This window comes from Paenibacillus kribbensis (genome assembly GCF_002240415.1).
Classification (GTDB): Bacteria; Bacillota; Bacilli; order Paenibacillales; family Paenibacillaceae; genus Paenibacillus; species Paenibacillus kribbensis.
This window is the reverse complement of record NZ_CP020028.1, coordinates 5,114,753-5,132,832: the sequence shown is the minus strand read 5'-3', so window position 1 is coordinate 5,132,832 and position 18,080 is coordinate 5,114,753. Positions and strand designations below refer to the sequence as shown.

Annotated in this window: 16 protein-coding genes; 12 read left to right on the top strand and 4 right to left on the bottom strand. The window is 49.0% G+C overall.

What is annotated here, in order from left to right:
• Window positions 1-83 precede the first annotated feature (83 nt).
• From B4V02_RS22870 to B4V02_RS22855, 4 genes are all read left to right on the top strand, one after another.
• The gene (locus B4V02_RS22870; protein WP_094156548.1) at window positions 84-1,130 is read left to right on the top strand and encodes an EAL domain-containing protein; all 1,047 of its coding nucleotides are present in this window, start codon (window positions 84-86) and stop codon (window positions 1,128-1,130) included.
• 387 nt (window positions 1,131-1,517) lie between these two features.
• Window positions 1,518-2,531 carry a zinc-dependent alcohol dehydrogenase family protein gene (locus tag B4V02_RS22865; RefSeq protein WP_094156547.1) on the top strand — a complete coding sequence of 338 codons (1,014 nt, stop codon included), beginning with the start codon at window positions 1,518-1,520 and terminating at the stop codon, window positions 2,529-2,531.
• 29 nt (window positions 2,532-2,560) lie between these two features.
• On the top strand, window positions 2,561-3,718 hold the full coding sequence (locus tag B4V02_RS22860; protein WP_094156546.1) for an SMP-30/gluconolactonase/LRE family protein: 1,158 nt from the start codon (window positions 2,561-2,563) through the stop codon (window positions 3,716-3,718).
• Between the two features lie 18 nt (window positions 3,719-3,736).
• Entirely contained in the window at window positions 3,737-4,525 is a 789-nt protein-coding gene (locus tag B4V02_RS22855; protein WP_094156545.1) for an SDR family oxidoreductase, read from the top strand.
• 156 nt (window positions 4,526-4,681) lie between these two features.
• On the opposite strand, the gene B4V02_RS22850 is transcribed toward B4V02_RS22855, so the two are convergent.
• A complete protein-coding gene (locus tag B4V02_RS22850; protein ID WP_094156544.1) occupies window positions 4,682-5,773 on the bottom strand; it encodes a hypothetical protein in 1,092 nt (363 codons plus the stop codon).
• 131 nt (window positions 5,774-5,904) lie between these two features.
• Between B4V02_RS22850 and B4V02_RS22845 the strand changes: the two genes are divergently transcribed.
• Window positions 5,905-7,605, top strand: coding sequence for a glycoside hydrolase family 13 protein (locus B4V02_RS22845; protein WP_094156543.1), 1,701 nt, complete (start codon window positions 5,905-5,907; stop codon window positions 7,603-7,605).
• A gap of 116 nt (window positions 7,606-7,721) precedes the next feature.
• Here the strand turns inward: B4V02_RS22845 and pdaA are convergent, their stop codons facing one another.
• Window positions 7,722-8,519, bottom strand: a complete 798-nt coding sequence (gene pdaA, locus B4V02_RS22840) for a delta-lactam-biosynthetic de-N-acetylase (RefSeq protein WP_094156542.1) — start codon at window positions 8,517-8,519, stop codon at window positions 7,722-7,724.
• Between the two features lie 278 nt (window positions 8,520-8,797).
• On the opposite strand from pdaA, the gene B4V02_RS22835 reads away from it, so the two are divergent.
• Window positions 8,798-9,820 (top strand): methionine ABC transporter ATP-binding protein, encoded by a 1,023-nt coding sequence (locus B4V02_RS22835; protein WP_094156541.1) that lies wholly within the window; start codon window positions 8,798-8,800, stop codon window positions 9,818-9,820.
• On the top strand, window positions 9,817-10,482 hold the full coding sequence (locus B4V02_RS22830; RefSeq protein WP_094156540.1) for a methionine ABC transporter permease: 666 nt from the start codon (window positions 9,817-9,819) through the stop codon (window positions 10,480-10,482). The genes B4V02_RS22835 and B4V02_RS22830 overlap by 4 nt, the downstream gene beginning before the upstream one ends.
• A gap of 119 nt (window positions 10,483-10,601) precedes the next feature.
• Here B4V02_RS22830 and B4V02_RS22825 read toward each other — a convergent pair whose 3' ends face one another.
• The gene (locus B4V02_RS22825; protein WP_094156539.1) at window positions 10,602-10,946 is read right to left on the bottom strand and encodes a hypothetical protein; all 345 of its coding nucleotides are present in this window, start codon (window positions 10,944-10,946) and stop codon (window positions 10,602-10,604) included.
• A 320-nt stretch (window positions 10,947-11,266) separates the two neighbouring features.
• The gene (locus tag B4V02_RS22820) at window positions 11,267-13,069 is read right to left on the bottom strand and encodes an alpha-glycosidase (RefSeq protein WP_094156538.1); all 1,803 of its coding nucleotides are present in this window, start codon (window positions 13,067-13,069) and stop codon (window positions 11,267-11,269) included.
• 149 nt (window positions 13,070-13,218) lie between these two features.
• Between B4V02_RS22820 and B4V02_RS22815 the strand changes: the two genes are divergently transcribed.
• From B4V02_RS22815 to B4V02_RS22795, 5 genes are read left to right on the top strand one after another with little or no spacing between them, the layout of a single operon-like run.
• The gene (locus B4V02_RS22815) at window positions 13,219-13,893 is read left to right on the top strand and encodes a response regulator transcription factor (protein ID WP_094156537.1); all 675 of its coding nucleotides are present in this window, start codon (window positions 13,219-13,221) and stop codon (window positions 13,891-13,893) included.
• On the top strand, window positions 13,893-15,323 hold the full coding sequence (locus B4V02_RS22810) for a sensor histidine kinase (protein ID WP_094156536.1): 1,431 nt from the start codon (window positions 13,893-13,895) through the stop codon (window positions 15,321-15,323). The genes B4V02_RS22815 and B4V02_RS22810 overlap by 1 nt, the downstream gene beginning before the upstream one ends.
• Before the next feature lie 58 nt (window positions 15,324-15,381).
• Window positions 15,382-16,299 carry an ABC transporter ATP-binding protein gene (locus tag B4V02_RS22805; protein WP_094156535.1) on the top strand — a complete coding sequence of 306 codons (918 nt, stop codon included), beginning with the start codon at window positions 15,382-15,384 and terminating at the stop codon, window positions 16,297-16,299.
• Window positions 16,296-17,012: an ABC transporter permease gene (locus tag B4V02_RS22800; RefSeq protein ID WP_094156534.1), complete on the top strand. Its 717-nt coding sequence runs from the start codon at window positions 16,296-16,298 to the stop codon at window positions 17,010-17,012. The genes B4V02_RS22805 and B4V02_RS22800 overlap by 4 nt, the downstream gene beginning before the upstream one ends.
• Window positions 17,012-17,740, top strand: coding sequence for an ABC transporter permease (locus B4V02_RS22795; protein ID WP_094156533.1), 729 nt, complete (start codon window positions 17,012-17,014; stop codon window positions 17,738-17,740). Before B4V02_RS22800 ends, B4V02_RS22795 begins: the two co-directional genes overlap by 1 nt.
• Window positions 17,741-18,080 lie beyond the last annotated feature (340 nt).

Sequence of the window (18,080 nt, the reverse complement as noted above, 5' to 3'; positions counted from 1 at the left end):
TCTTGATTTTATAGTACTTTTGTTCTAGATATTTGTGATATAATGGTGAAAAAACCGGAAAATTGTTCCCAGGGAGGACCATTATGACATGCAGCAGTTGCAGCATCATATTACCTATTAGAGATCAAGGATTGCTGAAGATCAGGCACCCCAGGGTGTCGCTTAATCTGGCATTAGATGGCTTGGGTATACTACCGCAACAATGCTGCGAGGACGGAATAGTGTTTAAGTATGACAGCCATTCAGAGCTGAAGCAGCTGGTTAACGGACTGGCTCGTCTTCCCCAGGAATGGCTCCTACATATGGAGGCTGTGGCGATCGGACTGAATCATGTGGAAGGATATGAGGACTGGCTTCTATTTAGCCAATTGCAAGCCAGAATTCAACACGCGGATATGATGAGTATCATTAGGGACAAAAGCTTTTCAAGCCACATGCAGCCTATTGTTGACCACAACCTGAACATTATCGGGTTTGAGTTCTTGCTGCGTCCGTCACATTCGGAGCGGCCCTTTCAGCCTTTTCGACTGTTTGAAATTGCCCGTGAAGCCGGCTTGCATGCTCATTTGGATCGCTTGGCTCGTATTTCCGCTATTGAAAAAAGTGCAGCATGTCTCCCTGCGGGGATTAAACGGTTTATTAACTTTCTCCCTTCAACCATCTATAATCCGGCCTATTGCTTGAATCATACCTTTGAGACGATTGATCGGTTGTCCATGAATACGGAGGATTTTGTGTTTGAGGTCGTAGAGACGGAAGAAATTGACGACCTGAATGTTTTGCATCAAATTTTTGAACAATATCGTACACGAGGAGTTTCAGTGGCACTGGACGATGTGGGGGCGGGTTATTCTACGACAGAGCTTATGAATTGCCTCCAGCCGGATTATGTCAAAATTGATCGAAGTTTAATTGATGGTTGTCATCGCAACAGTGATCAGCAGCGACAAATTACGGGGATCGTGGAATCGGCTTCGCGCTTTGGCGGCCAGGTGCTGGCTGAAGGCGTTGAGCAGATGGAGGATTTTGAATTTTGTCGTGAAGCAGGTGTGTCCCTGGCTCAGGGTTATTTGTTTGGCAAGCCGGAGTCTGGCCCGCCCTCCAATTTTGTGCTTAGTAGAGTAGTGTAGTCAGAAGCACGTTCTATAAAATGTGGAGCTTAAATGGGTCTGTCTCATAGGCAAAATTTTAACTGTATTGACAGTGTTTATATCACCATTAATGTAAAAAACGCGAGTGCAGAGGTTATTCCACCTCTGCAACTCGCGTTTTTTGGTTCATGCTTGCCTACCTGAGCAAGTTATGGGCAAGCGAAAGTGACCCTGCCTCCAATTTTTACTTGGTAAGAAACGTTAAAAAAGCGGAGGCAGTTTTACGACGCGTTTTATTTTTAAAGTAAATATTGACGTTTTGAAGATAAATAGATACAGTGTATTATACAGGAAACATTGTTTCCTGTATAATACACTGTATCTATAATGGGTAAAAAATTTAACATTGCAGGGAGGACAACCAAAATGAAAGCAGTGCAACTTAAAAACGGTTTTGGCTTTGAAGAATTAACCTTGACGGAGCTCGACATACCGGTGCCGGGACGGCTGGAGGTTCTGATCCGCATAAGGGCAGCGTCTCTTAATTATCGAGATTTGGTAATACTTAATGGAGTAATGCCGATCGGCATTCAATTTCCCTTCATTCCGTTATCCGATGGAGCGGGTGAAATTGTAGCTGTGGGCGAAGGAGTGACAAAATTTCAGATTGGACAAAGGGTAGCGGGAAATTTACAACAGAAATTCATTGGCGGGAGCACGAGAGCGGAGGTATTAAAGGACAGTCTGGGAGGCCCGCTCAGCGGAGTGGCGGCTGAATATATCGTTCTACATGAAGAAGGGGTCGTCGCCATTCCGGATCACCTTACTTGGGAGGAGTCTTCCACCTTGCCAATTGCGGCATTAACCGCATGGAGCATGCTGATGGAATCCGGCGGGCTGCGAGCGGGGGATACGGTGCTCTTGCAAGGAACAGGCGGTGTCTCCATCTTTGGGCTTCAATTCTCTCTGATGGCAGGAGCACGGGTAATTATCACATCGAGCAGCAATGACAAGCTGGAACGGGCAAAAGCTCTCGGCGCATGGCAGACAATAAACTATTCGGAAGTTCCCGAGTGGGATAAGGTGGCTCTGGAGCTGACAGGCGGCGGAGTCGACCATGTCCTGGATGTGGGGGGAGCGGCAACAATGGCACAATCCATCAATGCACTTCGTACCGGAGGGACTGTGAGCATGATCGGATTCTTATCGGGCTTGACCATTCCTGAGTTCGATGTCACCAGCATTTTGCAGAAGGCTGCGACGATTCGTGGCAGTCAAGTCGGTAACAGGGAACATTTCGAAAACATGAATCGTGCCATTTCCCACCATCAGCTACATCCTGTCATCGACCGGGTATTCCCGCTCAACCGAATCGGTGAAGCCTTTGCACTTTTGGCTGAAGGAAAACAGTATTTCGGTAAAATCGTCGTTCAAATATAAATATTATTCACATCACATAGGAGGCACTCATGCCCAGTAAACCTGATTTGTCCATCAAAGAATCTCAAGGAAGAAAGAATAAGAAACCGCGTAAATGGGTACGCAGAACCGGATTATCGCTGCTGGCGGTAATCTTTCTGGGAGTGGTTATTTTTATGCTCATCCCTTCCCCTGTCCAGCCTGCAAAATGGCTTGCACCTTCGGCCCCCTCTTTTGAACAAGCGGGTCCATGGCAACAAAACAACAAACTCAGCTCCGCAGAGCTTGTTACAGATGCCCCTAAGTTTCCGGAATTTATCACCTTTGACAAGGAAGGCACTTTATATACGGGAGACTCCGACGGGAAAATTTATAAGGTTGCCTTTGATGGAAAGGGCAATCCGCAAAAGGCCCAGCTATATGCAGATACCAAAGGAACACCCAATGGACTTATGTTTGACGCTAGTGGAAATCTGATCGTTACGGATGTCCAGAAGGGGCTGCTATCTGTAGATCCTTCCGGGAACGTGACGGTGTTGGCCGATCAAGTCGACGGCACACCGATCTATTTGGCCAATGAGCTAGATATTGCTAAAGATGGCACTATTTATTTTTCTGACACCTCCAATTATGGCAGAGTGACCTTCAAAGAAATCGCCGAGAACAAGCCACATGGACGTTTGCTGAAATATGATCCGGCGACCAAGCAGACGACAGTTATGTTGGAGGGCCTTTATTTTGCGAACGGGGTTGCCTTGTCTGCGGACGAAGATTTTGTGCTTGTGGCAGAGTCGTATCACTACCAATTGACCAGATACTGGCTCAAAGGGCCGAAGAAGGGGACTTCGGATATTTTTGCGGATAATCTCGCCGGTTTTCCGGATAACATTACGCGTGATTATCAAGGCCATTTCTGGGTCGGTCTCTTCACGACACGTATTCCCTTTGTAGATCAGATGCATGGAAGCCCGTGGTTGGCTGGGATGATGGCCAAATTGCCTCAATCGCTGCTTAGCGGTGCAAGCGCACCTGTGAAGCATGGGCTTGCTGTGGAGCTTAATTCGCAGGGGAAACTCATCGGAAGCTGGCATGATCCTGCAGGCTCGCTTTATGGCGTAACTACGGCTGTAAACCATGACGGATATTTATATATAGGCACAGCTCCTGGAGGCAGCCAGGGCGTTCATCGCGTGCTTTTAACCAAATAAGCTTGGGGAGGGTTTAACATGATATTGGATGAGTTGGATTTATCCTGGAAAGGGAAGGAAAGCCTAGCCGATAAAGTAGCTTTGGTAACAGGCGCAAGCAGCGGCATTGGGGCATCGATTGCAAGAAAACTGACAAAGCGAGGCGCATATGTAGCTGTATTGGCACGTCGTCAGGAGCGATTGGACGAATTGGTTCGCGACTTGCACCAAGAGGGATTGTACGAGGTCATGGCAATACCTGCCGATATCCAAAAAGCTGAAGATGTACAGCAGGCGGTCCATGCCATTCTTGAACACTGGGGACGGCTTGACATTATTGTTGCCAATGCCGGCTTCGGGTATCGAAGCCCACTGGCAGAAGTGGACCTGGAACGATGGGAGGAGCTTTACAAGACGAATGTGCACGGTCTTGTCCTGACACTGAAGTATGGGCTTCAGCCAATGAGGGAACAGGCCAAGGGGGATGTTGTCATTGTCTCCTCTATTGCAGCGAAGGAAGTGGTTGCCGGAGGAGGACTATACAGCGCTACCAAGTACGGCGTTAGCGCCATAGCCTCCGCATTGCGTTTGGAGACCAGTACGCAAGGAATTCGTGTAACTGCGATTCACCCCGGGGCGGTGGCGACGGAATTTTCGCAGGTGGCCGGATATCCCGAGCAGGAGATTCGGGCGTTTGCTTCGAGCGTTTTACCGCTGCATCCTGATGATGTTGCAGAAGCCGCCCTTTATGCACTGGAGCAGCCGGAGCATGTCAACATTCCGGAGTTGACCATTATGCCTTCGAGGCAGGTCCAACGGTTCAAATAGAGCGGTATCAAGTGTGTTTGGGCAACTAAAGAACAACTATTCATAACCTGCTCAAATGGGCGAGCATAATCCAAAAAGCACGAGTTATAGGGGGAAATAACCCTTGAACTCGCGCTTTTTTTTACGCTAATGACGAAGCAGTCATCATGAGTATAACTATAGCGTGATAACGTACAGACCTAGCGGCGTAGTTGCACTGCCTGCGACCATGAAGCTGAGAGCATAGCTGGACCTGCCGGGCGGAACGCTGATATCAGCCAATCGGCATACCTTGGTATTATCTTGCAGCAGAGGAATACCATATACACGATTGTCTATGCGTACAGACCCGGCGAATGCACCCCCACGTGGATTCGCATAAATCCGCACGGTACGTACCTTGTCACTGTTATTAACGATGGGAATGGTCGCATTGTATATGGTGCCGAATTGTCCACGGTTGTCCAGCGCGGGGCCCAGCTCGCTGCGTGCCCCGGTAAACAGCAGATCGGCAGGAGTCTCGCCGTTCAGTTTTTTAGTGGCACACGCCCGATAATTGGCGCTTTGCCCTACCACGTACGCTGGCATCCGCGCATTCGTTTCGGAAAAGGACCATGCCCCCCGTGGATGCGCCTGTGGTGGAGGTACGGGCGGAAGCGCATCCGTATGAATCTGGCGCAGGTCGACCCGTGTGTCCTTGCTGATCACGGTGCGAATGACGTAGTCCAGCGTACCGTGGCCTTCGCCATATTCCACCGTGAAGTCGTAAGTGAATCCGGCCAGCGATCCTTCGGGCAGCTCGAATTCCTCCAACAGGGCGGTGCCTCTGCCGAATTTATGACGGTCAACGGGCTTCCGACGTTTCATCGTACCCGCCAAACAGCTTTTGGCAATGGATTGCCCGACATCTATAATCCAGTTGCCATCCTCAGGCGCAATCTCAAGAGCGCGTTCCATATGACGTACTTCCAGCACAGCATGATTTTTGTTCTCCACCGTAATGCCCAGCTTAACGGGGCCTCCGATTTTGTTGTAGTGCCACCCGAAAATGCGGTGCTTGACCGTTCGGGTTGTGGTACGAACCACATCATGCCACAGGGTGGCTTGCTCGGTAGGTACAGTCACGTGGGTCAGTGTCTCCGGGTTATCGCTAAGCATCAGGCGGCGGGTTCCCCCTTCGGTGGCTGATTCCACATCCACATGGATATTTGGGGGGATTACAGCAGACTCTACAATCAGATCTCTGGGCTCCTTGGCTCGATGTCTCACATGAATTCCTCCTTTGATTTAAGAATGGCCTCACTGATCCTATTCCTCTAAATAACGATTCGCCAGCAGGTATTGCGTATATGTTAACAGCATAAGCTATTGGATGTACAGAGAAGCTACAGGAGGGAAACATGCTTAAAAAAATATGGTGGAAGGAAGCTGTGGTATATCAGATATATCCCATCAGCTTTCAGGATTCTGATGGAGACGGAAAAGGAGATTTGCAGGGTATCCAGTCCAGACTGGATTATCTGTGTGAACTGGGTATTGATGTGATCTGGATTTGCCCGGTGTACAAATCGCCCAATCATGATAACGGCTACGATATTAGTGATTATTATGCCATTATGGATGAGTTCGGAACGATGGATGACTTTGATGAACTCCTGCACAAGGCGCATGAACGAGGCATCAAAATCATGATGGATCTGGTATTAAACCACACATCAGATGAGCATCCGTGGTTTACGGAATCACGCTCATCCAAGGATAATCCGAAGCGGGATTACTACATATGGCGAACAGGCAAAAATGGCGGATATCCGAACAACTGGGAATCGTATTTTTCCGGTTCTGTGTGGAAATATGACAAGCTTACAGACGAATATTACATGCATTTGTACTCCGAGCACCAGCCGGACTTAAACTGGGAAAATGAAGAGATGGTAGGCGAGCTCTATCGTATGGTGGAATGGTGGCTAAAAAAGGGGATCGATGGTTTCCGTTTTGACGCCATTGCCCATATTGTCAAAGCTGAAGGACTGCCGGATGCTGATAATCCCGATAAAAGAACATGGGTGCGAGCCTATCAGCTTTTTTCCAATCTGGAGCAGGTGCATGATCTTCTGCGCATGCTGAATGAAAAAGTGCTGATGCGTTATCCCTTAATGACTGTCGGTGAAACCTCTGGTCTGGGCCCGGAGCAAGCGCTTGATTATGTAGGTGACCAGCGGCATGAGCTGAATATGGTTTTCCAGTTTGAGCATATGTTTGTCGATGCCGAAGGCCAAGGGACTGAAAAATGGAAATTCAAGCCGTGGACACTGGTGGAGCTGAAACAGATTATGAGCCGTTGGCAGACTGTGCTTCATCTGGAAGGATGGAACGCCAATTATTTGAACAATCATGATCAGCCGCGCGCCCTGTCACGATTTGGGAATGATGGACAGTATCGTGTGGAGTCAGCCAAAATGCTGGCAACCTTCACACATATGCTCGAAGGTACGCCTTATATTTATCAGGGTGAGGAAATTGGCATGACCAATATCGCATACCCGTCGATTGATGATTACCGGGATGTGGAGACGTTAAATTATTATGAGCAGCAACGTAAGATAGGCGAGCCGGAGGAAGAGATTATGGCTGCGATTTGGAGAAAAAGTCGGGATAATGCACGTACTCCTATGCAGTGGAATGATGGGTATGCAGCGGGTTTTACCGACGGAGATCCATGGATGAAAATGAACGATAACTATACGTACATCAACGCGGAGACGGAGAGAAGGAACCCGGATTCGATTTTTCACTATTACCGCAAGCTGATTGCTCTGCGCAAACAGCATGAGGTCATTGTTTATGGTGAATATAAGCTGCTGTTGCCACTTGATACAGAACTGTATGTATTCACCCGCATGCTGGGACAAGAGCATTTGCTGGTCATCCTGAATTTCTTTGACCGTGATCCGGTGTTCCATTGGCCCGAGGAGGATGGCTACGCTGCTGCCAAAGTGGAAATGCTGCTGTCTAACTACGAACCGGCACAAGGGGAGAATTTACGTGAATTGAAGCTGCGCCCTTATGAAGCAAGGGTGTATAAGCTAATTTTAAAATAGCATCGAATCTCTAGCGTTCCATACTCGCCAAAAAAGCCCGATTCACATCAGCCTACCGTAGGCACATGTGGATCGGGCTAATAACATTTAGCGACTCGTCAAACTCAGCTTCAGCTTTAGTGGTAATGCTTAACCTTCAGGTCGTTCAGGCTTTTGAATTCATAGCCTTGCTTGCGAGCATCGTCGATAATCGAACCCAAGGCCTCGGCATTATCCTTGGACACAGAATGGAGTAGAATGACTGCTCCGGGATGGAGCTGACGCATGACCTGCTGATAGGCATAGTCTGCTCCTTGCTGGATATTCGTGTCCCAGTCCTTGTAAGCTACAGACCAAAATACACTCGTATATCCTGCTTCTCGACAGGTGGCCAATGCTTTTTCGCTGAAAATGCCGCGAGGCGGCCGGACGTATTTCATTTCCTTTTGTCCAGTTAGTTCTGCTGATGCATCTCGTACCCGATCCAGCTCGGACCGGATCTCTGCTGGAGAAATGGTGCTCATATCAGGATGGCTCCAAGAATGATTGCCGATAATATGGCCCTCACTTGCCATACGGCGCATCAAAGCTGGCTGGTCCTTTACAAAATGCCCGGTTACAAAGAAGGCGGCTGGCACCTTTTTGGCCTTTAAAACATCCAGTACTTTGGGCGTGTATCCATTCTCATAGCCGTTGTCGAACGTGAGAAATAATTCTTTTTTCGTAGTATCTCCGAGAAAGATGCCTCCCTGTCTCTCAATCAGGTGCATAAAGCCCTCTTGTGCGATAGAAGGCAGCTCGCCTCCCTTGCTTTTTTTGAACCCAAAATGATAAGGCTGTCCGTCAACAGCCTGGGTAGCGAGTAGGGGCTCACCCGTAACTGCTAACATCCCCATAACCGCAACGCATAGCCACAAGGCTAATATTCGCTTCATGTAAGTTCCTCCGCTTTCGTCCCATTAGGGAAAGGTGTGTATGCTTCACATATTTCATAGAATCTGCAATACCACTCCTATTTATGCAAAAAATGCCCCCAACTGAGACGAGCTCGGCTTTTGACAATCCCTGTAGTATTGACATGAATATTAAATCGAAGTAGTATACTTTATAAAACTTACTAGAATACTCGGAATTAGTGAACTAAAACAATAATGGGATACAAACAGCTCAGTGATATCTTACATACTTGAAGGAACGGAAGGAGCCAGGAGTAATGATTGAACTAAAAGATGTATCCAAAACCTATGTAAGAAAAGGGTTAAGCATAGAGGCGTTAAAAAATATAAATATCAAGGTAGATAAAGGGGATATCTTTGGCTTTATCGGATTCAGCGGTGCTGGTAAAAGCACATTGATTCGATTGGTCAATCGTCTGGAGAAGGTAACCAGCGGAGAGGTTCTTATCGAGGGGGAGCTGTTAAATGCCTATTCGACCTCGGGGCTACGGAAGGTAAGGAAGAAGATCGGAATGATTTTTCAGCATTTTAATTTGCTGGAATCGAAAACGGTGTTCGACAATATTGCAATTCCACTGGTGCTGCTCAAGCGCAACAAACGGAAGATTGAGCAGCGGGTAAAGGAGCTGCTGGAGTTTACGGGTTTGTCTGAGAAGGCGAACAGCTATCCAAGCGAGCTGTCCGGCGGTCAAAAGCAGCGTGTCGGGATTGCGCGGGCGTTGGCGAGCAACCCGTCCATTTTGCTCTGTGATGAGGCGACTTCGGCACTTGATCCGCAGACCACGCAGTCTATTCTTGATTTGCTTCGCAAAATCAACCAGGAATACAAGATCACCATTTTGATCATCACTCATGAGATGTCGGTGATTCAGCGAATTTGCAACAAGGTTGCCGTAATGGAAAAGGGTGAAATTATTGAGCAGGGCAACGTGCTGGAGGTATTCGGGCAGCCGCGGCATCCGACGACGCAAAGCTTTGTACGCACAGTGATTCACGATAAAGTGCCGGAAAGTGTGCTGCGGACGTTCGAACAGCAAGAATCACAGCGGATATACAAGCTGGAATTTATAGGACAATCTGCTTCCGATCCAGTGGTGCATGAATTGATTCGAAAGCATGAAGTTCATGTGAATATCTTGTTTGCCAGCATGACGGAAATACAAGAAACGACGATTGGCTATATGACGATCCAACTGCGTGGTGAACAGCATGCCGTCGAGCAGGCTGTTTCTTTTGTTAAGAGCAAAGGCGTCAATATTCAGGAGGTGAAGGACCTATGATGATTACAGGAACCACGATAACCTGGGATCAACTGTGGGAAGCATTGTATGAATCCCTGCTTATGGTCAGCATATCATTATTCATGGGTGCGTTAATCGGTATACCTATCGGTATTTTACTGGTTGTCACCCGTCCGGGCGGCATTTTAGAGAACAAATGGCTTTACGGTGTTTTGAATCCAATGATAAACATCGTTCGTTCTTTGCCGTTTATCATTTTGCTGGTAGCGATTATTCCGCTAACCCGTCTGATTGTGAATACATCCATTGGAACCAGCGCGGCGATTGTCCCGCTGATTGTATATATTTCACCATATATCGGCAGGCTGGTCGAAAATTCGCTGCTTGAGGTTAATCCGGGAATATTGGAGGCGGCAGATGCAATGGGAGCGACCCCTTTTCAGGTCATTCGTTACTTTTTGCTTCCCGAAGCGTTTAGTTCCCTGATTTTATCGTTAACGACAGCGACCATTGGCTTAATTGGCGCCACGGCTATGGCTGGTGCGGTCGGCGGCGGCGGGATTGGTGATTTGGCCATCTCTTACGGCTACCAAAGGTTTGATACGTTAGTTATGCTGATTACTGTCGTCGTTCTGGTCTTGTTTGTCCAAGGTGTTCAGTCTTTAGGCAATCTGTTGTCCCGTAAAGCGCGCAGAGGTTAATAGGGAAAATAACTGAATGGCCTGCCAAGTACTGGCTCAGGCAGAGCAGAAAAAACCGCTTCAAAGGTTCCTTTGAAGCGGTTTCTTACATGGATGGAAACACTCGCTTTTTGTGTGAATTACCGTGTTTTGGTAATTAGGTACGGGGTGACTGTTCTAGTGACATTCGTTGGATTTTCGATAATCAATATCCATTGAGTGTCCGTAGCCGGGAAGCTGTCTGTAGGCCATGCCGAGGCCAAACCGCTGATGGTCCAGCCTGCATTGATGACAACCCTGCCAGATCCGGCATTAAAAGTAATGGTGAGAAAACTATTGGGTGCGATGGTAAATGGGCTGAATTCACTGCGTAAAAATCCATTGCCGAGGTCTCCGGTAGCACGGGCTCTTGTTGGGCCAAGGATGACTTTTCTGCCCTTACCTGCGGCAGCTTTCTTTTTCAGTGATGTACTTTTTGTTTTCATATGTTGTTCCCTCCTTTTTCTCTTGATTGTTTAGCATATGAAGTTGAGAGTAACCTAGATTGGACGAACTAACGTATCCAGTGAACTAAATTCAACTGAATTCACATCAGCCTCTTTTCTCTATCATCTACTATTCGCCGATACAAGCTTTGTTACTCTAGCATATGCATATAGCATATCTCTTCAGAGACGAATCCCAACTTAGAGGCGTCAACATCAAAAGACCACCAGGATATACAGGTTTCCAACCTGTTCCTGGTGGTCTCACTTGTATGGACTTGCTCGTACGGTACTCTCGCCAGCATGAGCCTACATAGGCATTATGCCTTTCTTTTGGCTTTGCCATCCTTTTCTTTCGCAGGCTTCACTGACCGGACAGGTGCTGCTTTCAGCACGGCGTAGCCGTAGGGTGGAAGCTCGGCACGCAACCCCTTTGCTCTTGTGGACCACTCGCTTGCGCCAAAGGCTAATTGCCATTCTTGATCGGGAATGTCCAGTTCAAAACTGTGATCCTTACCGGAACGGTTGAGTAGCACGAGCAGTACTTCTTCCTCGCTCCGGCGTTCGTAGGCGAGGGACGAACTTTTTGGCTGTGCCTCCAGAAAAGTAAGGCTGCCCTTAGCACGGAGGGCTGGATGCGCCTTGCGGAGCGCAATCAGCTCGCGATAAAAGGCGAATAGCTCATGATCCTGCTTATCGGTGTCCCACTCCATGCACTTGCGGCAGCCTGGATCGGCCTCTCCATCCAGGCCGATTTCATCACCGTAATAAATGCAGGGCGCGCCCATGTACGTGAACTGGAACATGGCGGCCAGCCGCATCAGTCGCTTATCACCTCCGCACAGCGTCAGCAGGCGTGGCGTGTCGTGGCTATCCAGCAGGTTGAAGGCCACCTCGGATGCCTGCAGCGGATAGCGGGCCAGCTGTTGTCCGATGGCAAAGGCGAAGCTTTGGGCGTCGGTCACTTTTTTGACGAAAAAATCATTCACCGCATAGGTGAACGGATAATTCATCGTCGCATCGAACTGATCACCCTGCAGCCATTCAGACGATTCATTCCACATTTCACCCAAAATGTACGCATCCGGATTGGCCTGCTTGACCGTCGTACGGAATTCTCGCCAAAAGGCGTGATCCACTTCGTCAGCCACATCCAGCCGCCAGCCGTCGATGCCGATCTCTTCGATCCAATGCTTTGCCACGCCCAGCAAATACTTTTTCACCTCAGGATGTTCGGTGTTCAGCTTGGGCATCATTGGCTCCAGCCCGAATGTATCGTAGGTTGGTGTGCCATCCACCACTTCCAGCGGGAAGCTATGTACATGGAACCAGTCCTTGTAAGGGGAGGCTTCGCCTTTTTCCAGCACGTCAACGAAGGGCTTGAAGGTACGCCCTGAATGGTTGAATACCGCATCAAGCAGCACCCGTATTCCCCGGTCGTGGCAGGCACCCACCAGTTTCTTTAGTATCTCCTCGTCCCCGAAATGCGGATCTACCTCCATATAATCCTCGGTATCGTATTTATGATTCGTCGTTGCCTTGAAGACAGGGGTCATATACAGGGCGCTAATCCCCAGCTTGCTCAGGTGATCCAGATGATTCAGAATTCCCTGTAGATCCCCGCCGAAAAAATTGTCTCTTTGCGGCGTGCCGCCCCATGTCTCCACACCTTCCGGGCTAATGGAGGGGTCACCGTTCGCAAAGCGTTCCGGGAAAATCTGATAAAATACGGCATCCTTCACCCATGCAGGAGGCTTCAGAATATCTATCGGATTCAAAAAAGGGTATTGAAACAGATTATCTGCATTTTTGGGCTCCTCGGTAGTAAAATTATCCTCATTCATCCATAGCCGTTCCTCTCCATCTTCCAGCAAAAATCCATATTTCAGCCGACGATGAGTAGGCTTTACGCTGCATTCGTAGTAATCAAACCTGCCGTCGGTAGCAAATTTGGACATCGGAACAAGCTGCCGGGTACGTTCCCAGTCGTACTTATCTACGGTGAGAGCGTGAACGGTGGTCAGGTCATTTTTCTTGGTGCGAAGCCGCAGAAATATCGTTTCATCATCATAGCCAAAAGCCCAATTACGCTTCGGATGATGGTATATCGCTTCCAGTAGCATGGAATAGCCTCCTTTTTCACAAGCCATAAAATTTGAAATCGTATAGTGTATGTCGTATAAGGTAGTTATTAACCTTTTTAGGCGGGTTATGTACCATAAATGATATAATGCCCATTACATTAAGAAAAAAAGATAAGCAGGTGCCTATGATGAAAACAAATGTACTGTACATTGAAGATGATCAGGATATCGGTGCTTGGATGCATCAATATCTGGAAGAACGGAATTACGCTGTAAGGTGGCTTCGCAATGGGGATGGGGCTGTGGAAGCGGCTCGTACGTGTCAGCTAGTCATTTTGGATGTGATGCTGCCCGGCCTGGATGGGTTCACGATTGGCAAGCGGCTCAAGAAAGAGCGCCCGGAGCTCCCGATTCTTATGTTGTCGGCTCGCACCTCCATTGACGATAAGCTGCAAGGACTGGATTTTGCCGACGATTATGTGACCAAGCCCTTTCACCCAGATGAGCTCATTGCACGAATGGAGGTTTTGCTGCGTCGAACAGGTGCCGCACCCGAAGAATCCATACAACTGGCGCATCTCACGGTGTACCCACTTGATAACCGTATTGTGAATCGTGATACCGGAGAAGAAATTACGTTAACAGGCAAGCAATATCATATTTTTGCTTATTTGCTGCGGCATTTGGGCCAGATTATGACCAAGGAGCAAATGTATGAGGCTGTGTGGGGCGATCCGTATATCGACGGAGACAAGACACTGATGGTTCATATCCGGCACCTGCGTGAGAAGCTGGAGATTGACCCTGCGAATCCCCGTATCATTGAGACGATCCGTGGTGTAGGCTACCGGGTGAAGGCGTAATGAACGGGCCGCGTAATGGTTGGGAGAGGCTGCGTCCTGGCTCAGGTCCTGATCAGGGAGGGCGATTTGGAAATTCGCTGTTATTTCGCTATCTGCTCATTATTGTGGTAGCCATGATGCTTCTACCTATCGTGCTGCCTGCCACGATGCTTATCTATAGTATGTTGTCTAGCTGGCAGATGGATCTCAAGCCTAAAAACTCACACTATCCCTCAACTATCCGTACCGAAAGTAGCTGGCATCGCGAAGCTGTAGCCTTGAAAGGAGCCACATCTGAGCAAATCTCAGCCCATCTGCGCAAAATACAGCGGGACATATTTCCCGATTCACAGATATTTTGGGTGGATGCTACCGGGAAAACAAGATTGGAGCTCCCTACACAATCAGATGTCCCCGATCAATGGAGTGCGGCGCAGGCTATTGCTTTTATGAAGCAAGCAAGCTACGAGGGACCGTTCACAGTAGTGGCCTTTATTGGCGGCGGCAAAGAAGATGTGAATCAGGGCTACATGGTATTAAAAGTGCCCCGTTCATTCTTTGAACAGCAGAATACAGATAGCAGTATGTTGATGTACTACCTCTTTTTTATAGTATTGATGCTTGCAGGCTTTATATTCGTGTCTCTCCTGTTCTTTGTAGGCATTCGGCGCAGACTGGTGCGGCTTCAGGCGGCCATGTCGCAGCGAGGAGAGGATGGATTACCCATTCTCGTCACTACTGGACGTCCGGATGAAATCGGCAAGCTGGAGGAAGCGTTCAATCAGATGGTTGAGCAGTTGGCAGATAGTCGTGGACGTGAGCGACAGGAGGAAGAGCTGCGGAAAAGGCTGGTCGCCGATCTGTCACACGATATTCGGACACCACTTACGGTTGTGCGCAGTCATCTGTACACACTGGATGCGGAAAATCTGAGCAGCAAAGGGAAGCAGTCGATTATGCTGATGGAAAACAAGTTAAAGGACCTTGGGAGTCTGATCGATAACCTGCTCACCTACAATCTGCTGTCCAGTGGCAAATACACATTGCATAACGAACCACGCGATATCCTGCGGCTGGTGAGGGAATGTGCAGCCAGCTGGTATCCGGTATGGGAAAAGGAAGGCTTTGAGGTGGATATCGATCTGCCTGAGCATAGTATCGTATGGAAGGTCGATGAGCAGGGCTTCCGCCGTTTGCTGGATAATCTATTCCAAAATGTAGTTCGCCATGCTGCATCAGGCCACTATATTGGTATTCATGTACAGGAGCATTACGGAAAATCGGCGTTAGTTATTGCAGATAAAGGGCCGGGAATGGAGCGCCAGTCTTGTGAAAAAGGAGCGGGGATCGGCTTGGCGATTACGGAATTGCTGGCTCGTGAAATGAATCTGGAGAGAGATATTGTCAGTTCCTCTGCCGGGACACAAATCCGTTTCTTAAGCAAAACTTAAACGAAGGGTCCCTCAGCTTTAAACTTGGCACGTTACGATAGGTGCCGAGGTGAGGAATTTGAACGAATACATTATTGAAACGAACGGTCTCAGCAAAATATACAAAGGCCGTGCTGCGGTTAACCAACTGGACCTGAAAATCGGCCATGGAGATATTTATGGCTTTCTCGGTCCGAACGGAGCGGGGAAAACGACGACGATTCGAATGCTGCTCGGACTCATTCGTCCAACCCGGGGAACGATCCGTATATTCGGACAGGATATTCGCAGACATAAGCTCGATATTTTGCGCAAAGTCGGCTCGTTGGTAGAGTATCCTTCGTATTATGGTCATTTGAACGCCATTGAAAACCTGGAGGCCATTCGCCGCATTTTGAATGTGCCCAAAGAGAACATTGCGGACGTATTGGAGGTTGTTCGACTGACCAAACACGCCAAACGTCCGGTCAAAGGCTACTCGCTGGGCATGAAGCAGAGACTTGGCATTGCAGCAGCACTGCTCGGGAATCCCGAAGTGCTTATTTTGGATGAGCCTACGAATGGTTTGGACCCGGAGGGCATTCAGGAAATGCGCGAATTGATTCAGACGATGCCCAAGAAACGGGGGATCACTGTACTGGTATCCAGCCATCTGCTGAGCGAGGTGGAACAGATGGCGAATACCGTCGGCATTATTCGCGAGGGCGAACTGGTCTTCCAAAATACGATTCACAATCTTCGTCAGGAATCCGCAGGGGGAATTCGTATCGTTGTATCGGAGCCGGAAGCAGCTCAACTAATTGCACGTGAGCAGGGCTACCATTCGGTAAAGGACGGAACAGCACTGGATTTTGAAAACATGAATGATGCGGCTGTGGCACTGCTGGTTAGAAGATTGGTCGAAAACACGCATGCCGTGTATCGTGTGGAGGAACGCCGCAAATCGCTGGAGGATATGTTCATGCAAGTGGTGGGCAAAGGAGGGGGCTCCCTATGATGATGCGGGCGCTGACGGCGGATCTGCTCAAAGCACGCAGAAAGGGAATCTGGTTCCTGGTATTCCTTGGCCCTCTTGGGCTGGTGGCAATGCAGGGACTGAACTTCGGACTCCGCTATGACTATCTGATTCCGCGCTACAAGGGACATTTGTGGGAATCCTTGATGGATAACATCGCTATGTTTGTCCCCCTTGCGCTGGTGCTAGGAGCCACCATGGTCTCTTCCATGCTGGCGAATGTGGAGCATACGTCCAACTCCTGGAAGCAGCTGCTGGCCTTGCCTATTTCGAAATTCAGTGTCTATATGGCGAAGCTGACGCTGGCCATCGTAATGTTGTGCGTGTCCTGTCTGCTCCTGACGGTTGGAACGTGGGGACTGGGAATGCTTCTTGGTTTCGCGGAAGAGCCTGCACCAATAGGCGAATTGCTGCGGCTCGGATTTTGGCCTTTGGGTGGCACAATGCCTATGCTCGTACTGCTGTTGTGGCTAACGGTCACGTTCCATAATCAGGCGCTGCCTGTAACACTGGGCATTACGCTGGGCATCGGCAGCATGTTTGCTTCACAGCTGTCTGAATGGTTTCCACTGGCCTGGCCGCAATTCGCATGGGTGGCGCCTCAAGCGTGGATGTTTGCATCCATCGGCTGTGGAATGGGCGTAATCCTTAGCCTGCTGACAGCAGTACATTTTAGCCGAAAGGATGTGGCGTAATGTTCGGAGGATATGTACGGCTGCTTTCAGTCGAACGGTTGAAAATGGCTAAATCGCCCGTCTGGCTGCTTGCGCTCGTCAGTCCGGCGATTGCTGTCCTGATTGGATTGCTGGCGAACCCGGGAGGGAACTGGCTGCAGCTGTTGACTGCCATGCTTACAGTACATGCGCTGCTGTTCATGCCGATGCTGACCGCCGTGTTTGGATCCCTGGTTTGCCGATTCGAGCATGGGGGCGGCGGTTGGAAGCAACTGCTGTCACTGCCATTATCCCGCACCAGTCTGTACGCGGCCAAGTTGACGATCATTATGGCCTTGGTCGGATTGACCCAGCTATTGTTCGGGGGAGCGCTGCTGGGTGTTGGAGCTATGCAGGGTATGAACGGACCGATTCCTTGGGCAGTGATCGTCCAAAGTCTGCTCGCAGGCTGGGTGGCCTGTATGCCGCTGGCTGCGTTGCAGCTTATGGTGTCTTTCCTGTGGTCCAGCTTTGCCGCACCGCTTGCATTGAATTTCGTCTTCACCGTGCCGAATATTCTGATCGCCAACTCCCAGACCTACGGCCCATATTATCCGTGGGTGCAGCCTTTGCTGGTGATGATGCCGAGCGGAAAAGACAACTTTGGGGCGTTCATGGTGCCAACCGATACGCTGATTGCGGTGATCCTGGGCAGCTTTGTTGTGTTTTTGTTTGCGGGCCTGATGGTGTTTCGATATAGAGAGATATAGGGCAGATGAAGGAGGTTAGCTTGCTGGTACATGGGCTCACCTCCATCTGTTCGAATATTTCATCTTCCAGGGGCATCTCAGAATTGGAATATAGAGTTTGACAGTTTCAGCTTCTGGTTCGTGAAGTGATCCTAAATGAAGCATAGGTAATCAGGGCATACATAATCCCGTACATTGCCCATGCGTCCAGGTTGGATTTAAAAGTGGCTATATTTGTTGCAATAAACAACAGAGGAAGCACTAAAGCGATACCTATAGCCAGCAGAACCCTCGAATGAAAAAACGAACAAATAACCCCGATTATAATAGCAATTAACGGGCAAATGAGCAGAGTGGGGAC

Coding starts and splice junctions, on each gene's coding strand:
- B4V02_RS22800 (WP_094156534.1), top strand. CDS start 16,296: ATGATGATGCGGGCGCTGACGGCGGATCTGCTCAAAGCACGCAGAAAG.
- B4V02_RS22815 (WP_094156537.1), top strand. CDS start 13,219: ATGAAAACAAATGTACTGTACATTGAAGATGATCAGGATATCGGTGCT.
- pdaA (WP_094156542.1), bottom strand. CDS start 8,519: ATGAAGCGAATATTAGCCTTGTGGCTATGCGTTGCGGTTATGGGGATG.
- B4V02_RS22870 (WP_094156548.1), top strand. CDS start 84: ATGACATGCAGCAGTTGCAGCATCATATTACCTATTAGAGATCAAGGA.
- B4V02_RS22855 (WP_094156545.1), top strand. CDS start 3,737: ATGATATTGGATGAGTTGGATTTATCCTGGAAAGGGAAGGAAAGCCTA.
- B4V02_RS22820 (WP_094156538.1), bottom strand. CDS start 13,069: ATGCTACTGGAAGCGATATACCATCATCCGAAGCGTAATTGGGCTTTT.
- B4V02_RS22865 (WP_094156547.1), top strand. CDS start 1,518: ATGAAAGCAGTGCAACTTAAAAACGGTTTTGGCTTTGAAGAATTAACC.
- B4V02_RS22835 (WP_094156541.1), top strand. CDS start 8,798: ATGATTGAACTAAAAGATGTATCCAAAACCTATGTAAGAAAAGGGTTA.
- B4V02_RS22860 (WP_094156546.1), top strand. CDS start 2,561: ATGCCCAGTAAACCTGATTTGTCCATCAAAGAATCTCAAGGAAGAAAG.
- B4V02_RS22810 (WP_094156536.1), top strand. CDS start 13,893: ATGAACGGGCCGCGTAATGGTTGGGAGAGGCTGCGTCCTGGCTCAGGT.
- B4V02_RS22825 (WP_094156539.1), bottom strand. CDS start 10,946: ATGAAAACAAAAAGTACATCACTGAAAAAGAAAGCTGCCGCAGGTAAG.
- B4V02_RS22795 (WP_094156533.1), top strand. CDS start 17,012: ATGTTCGGAGGATATGTACGGCTGCTTTCAGTCGAACGGTTGAAAATG.
- B4V02_RS22845 (WP_094156543.1), top strand. CDS start 5,905: ATGCTTAAAAAAATATGGTGGAAGGAAGCTGTGGTATATCAGATATAT.
- B4V02_RS22830 (WP_094156540.1), top strand. CDS start 9,817: ATGATGATTACAGGAACCACGATAACCTGGGATCAACTGTGGGAAGCA.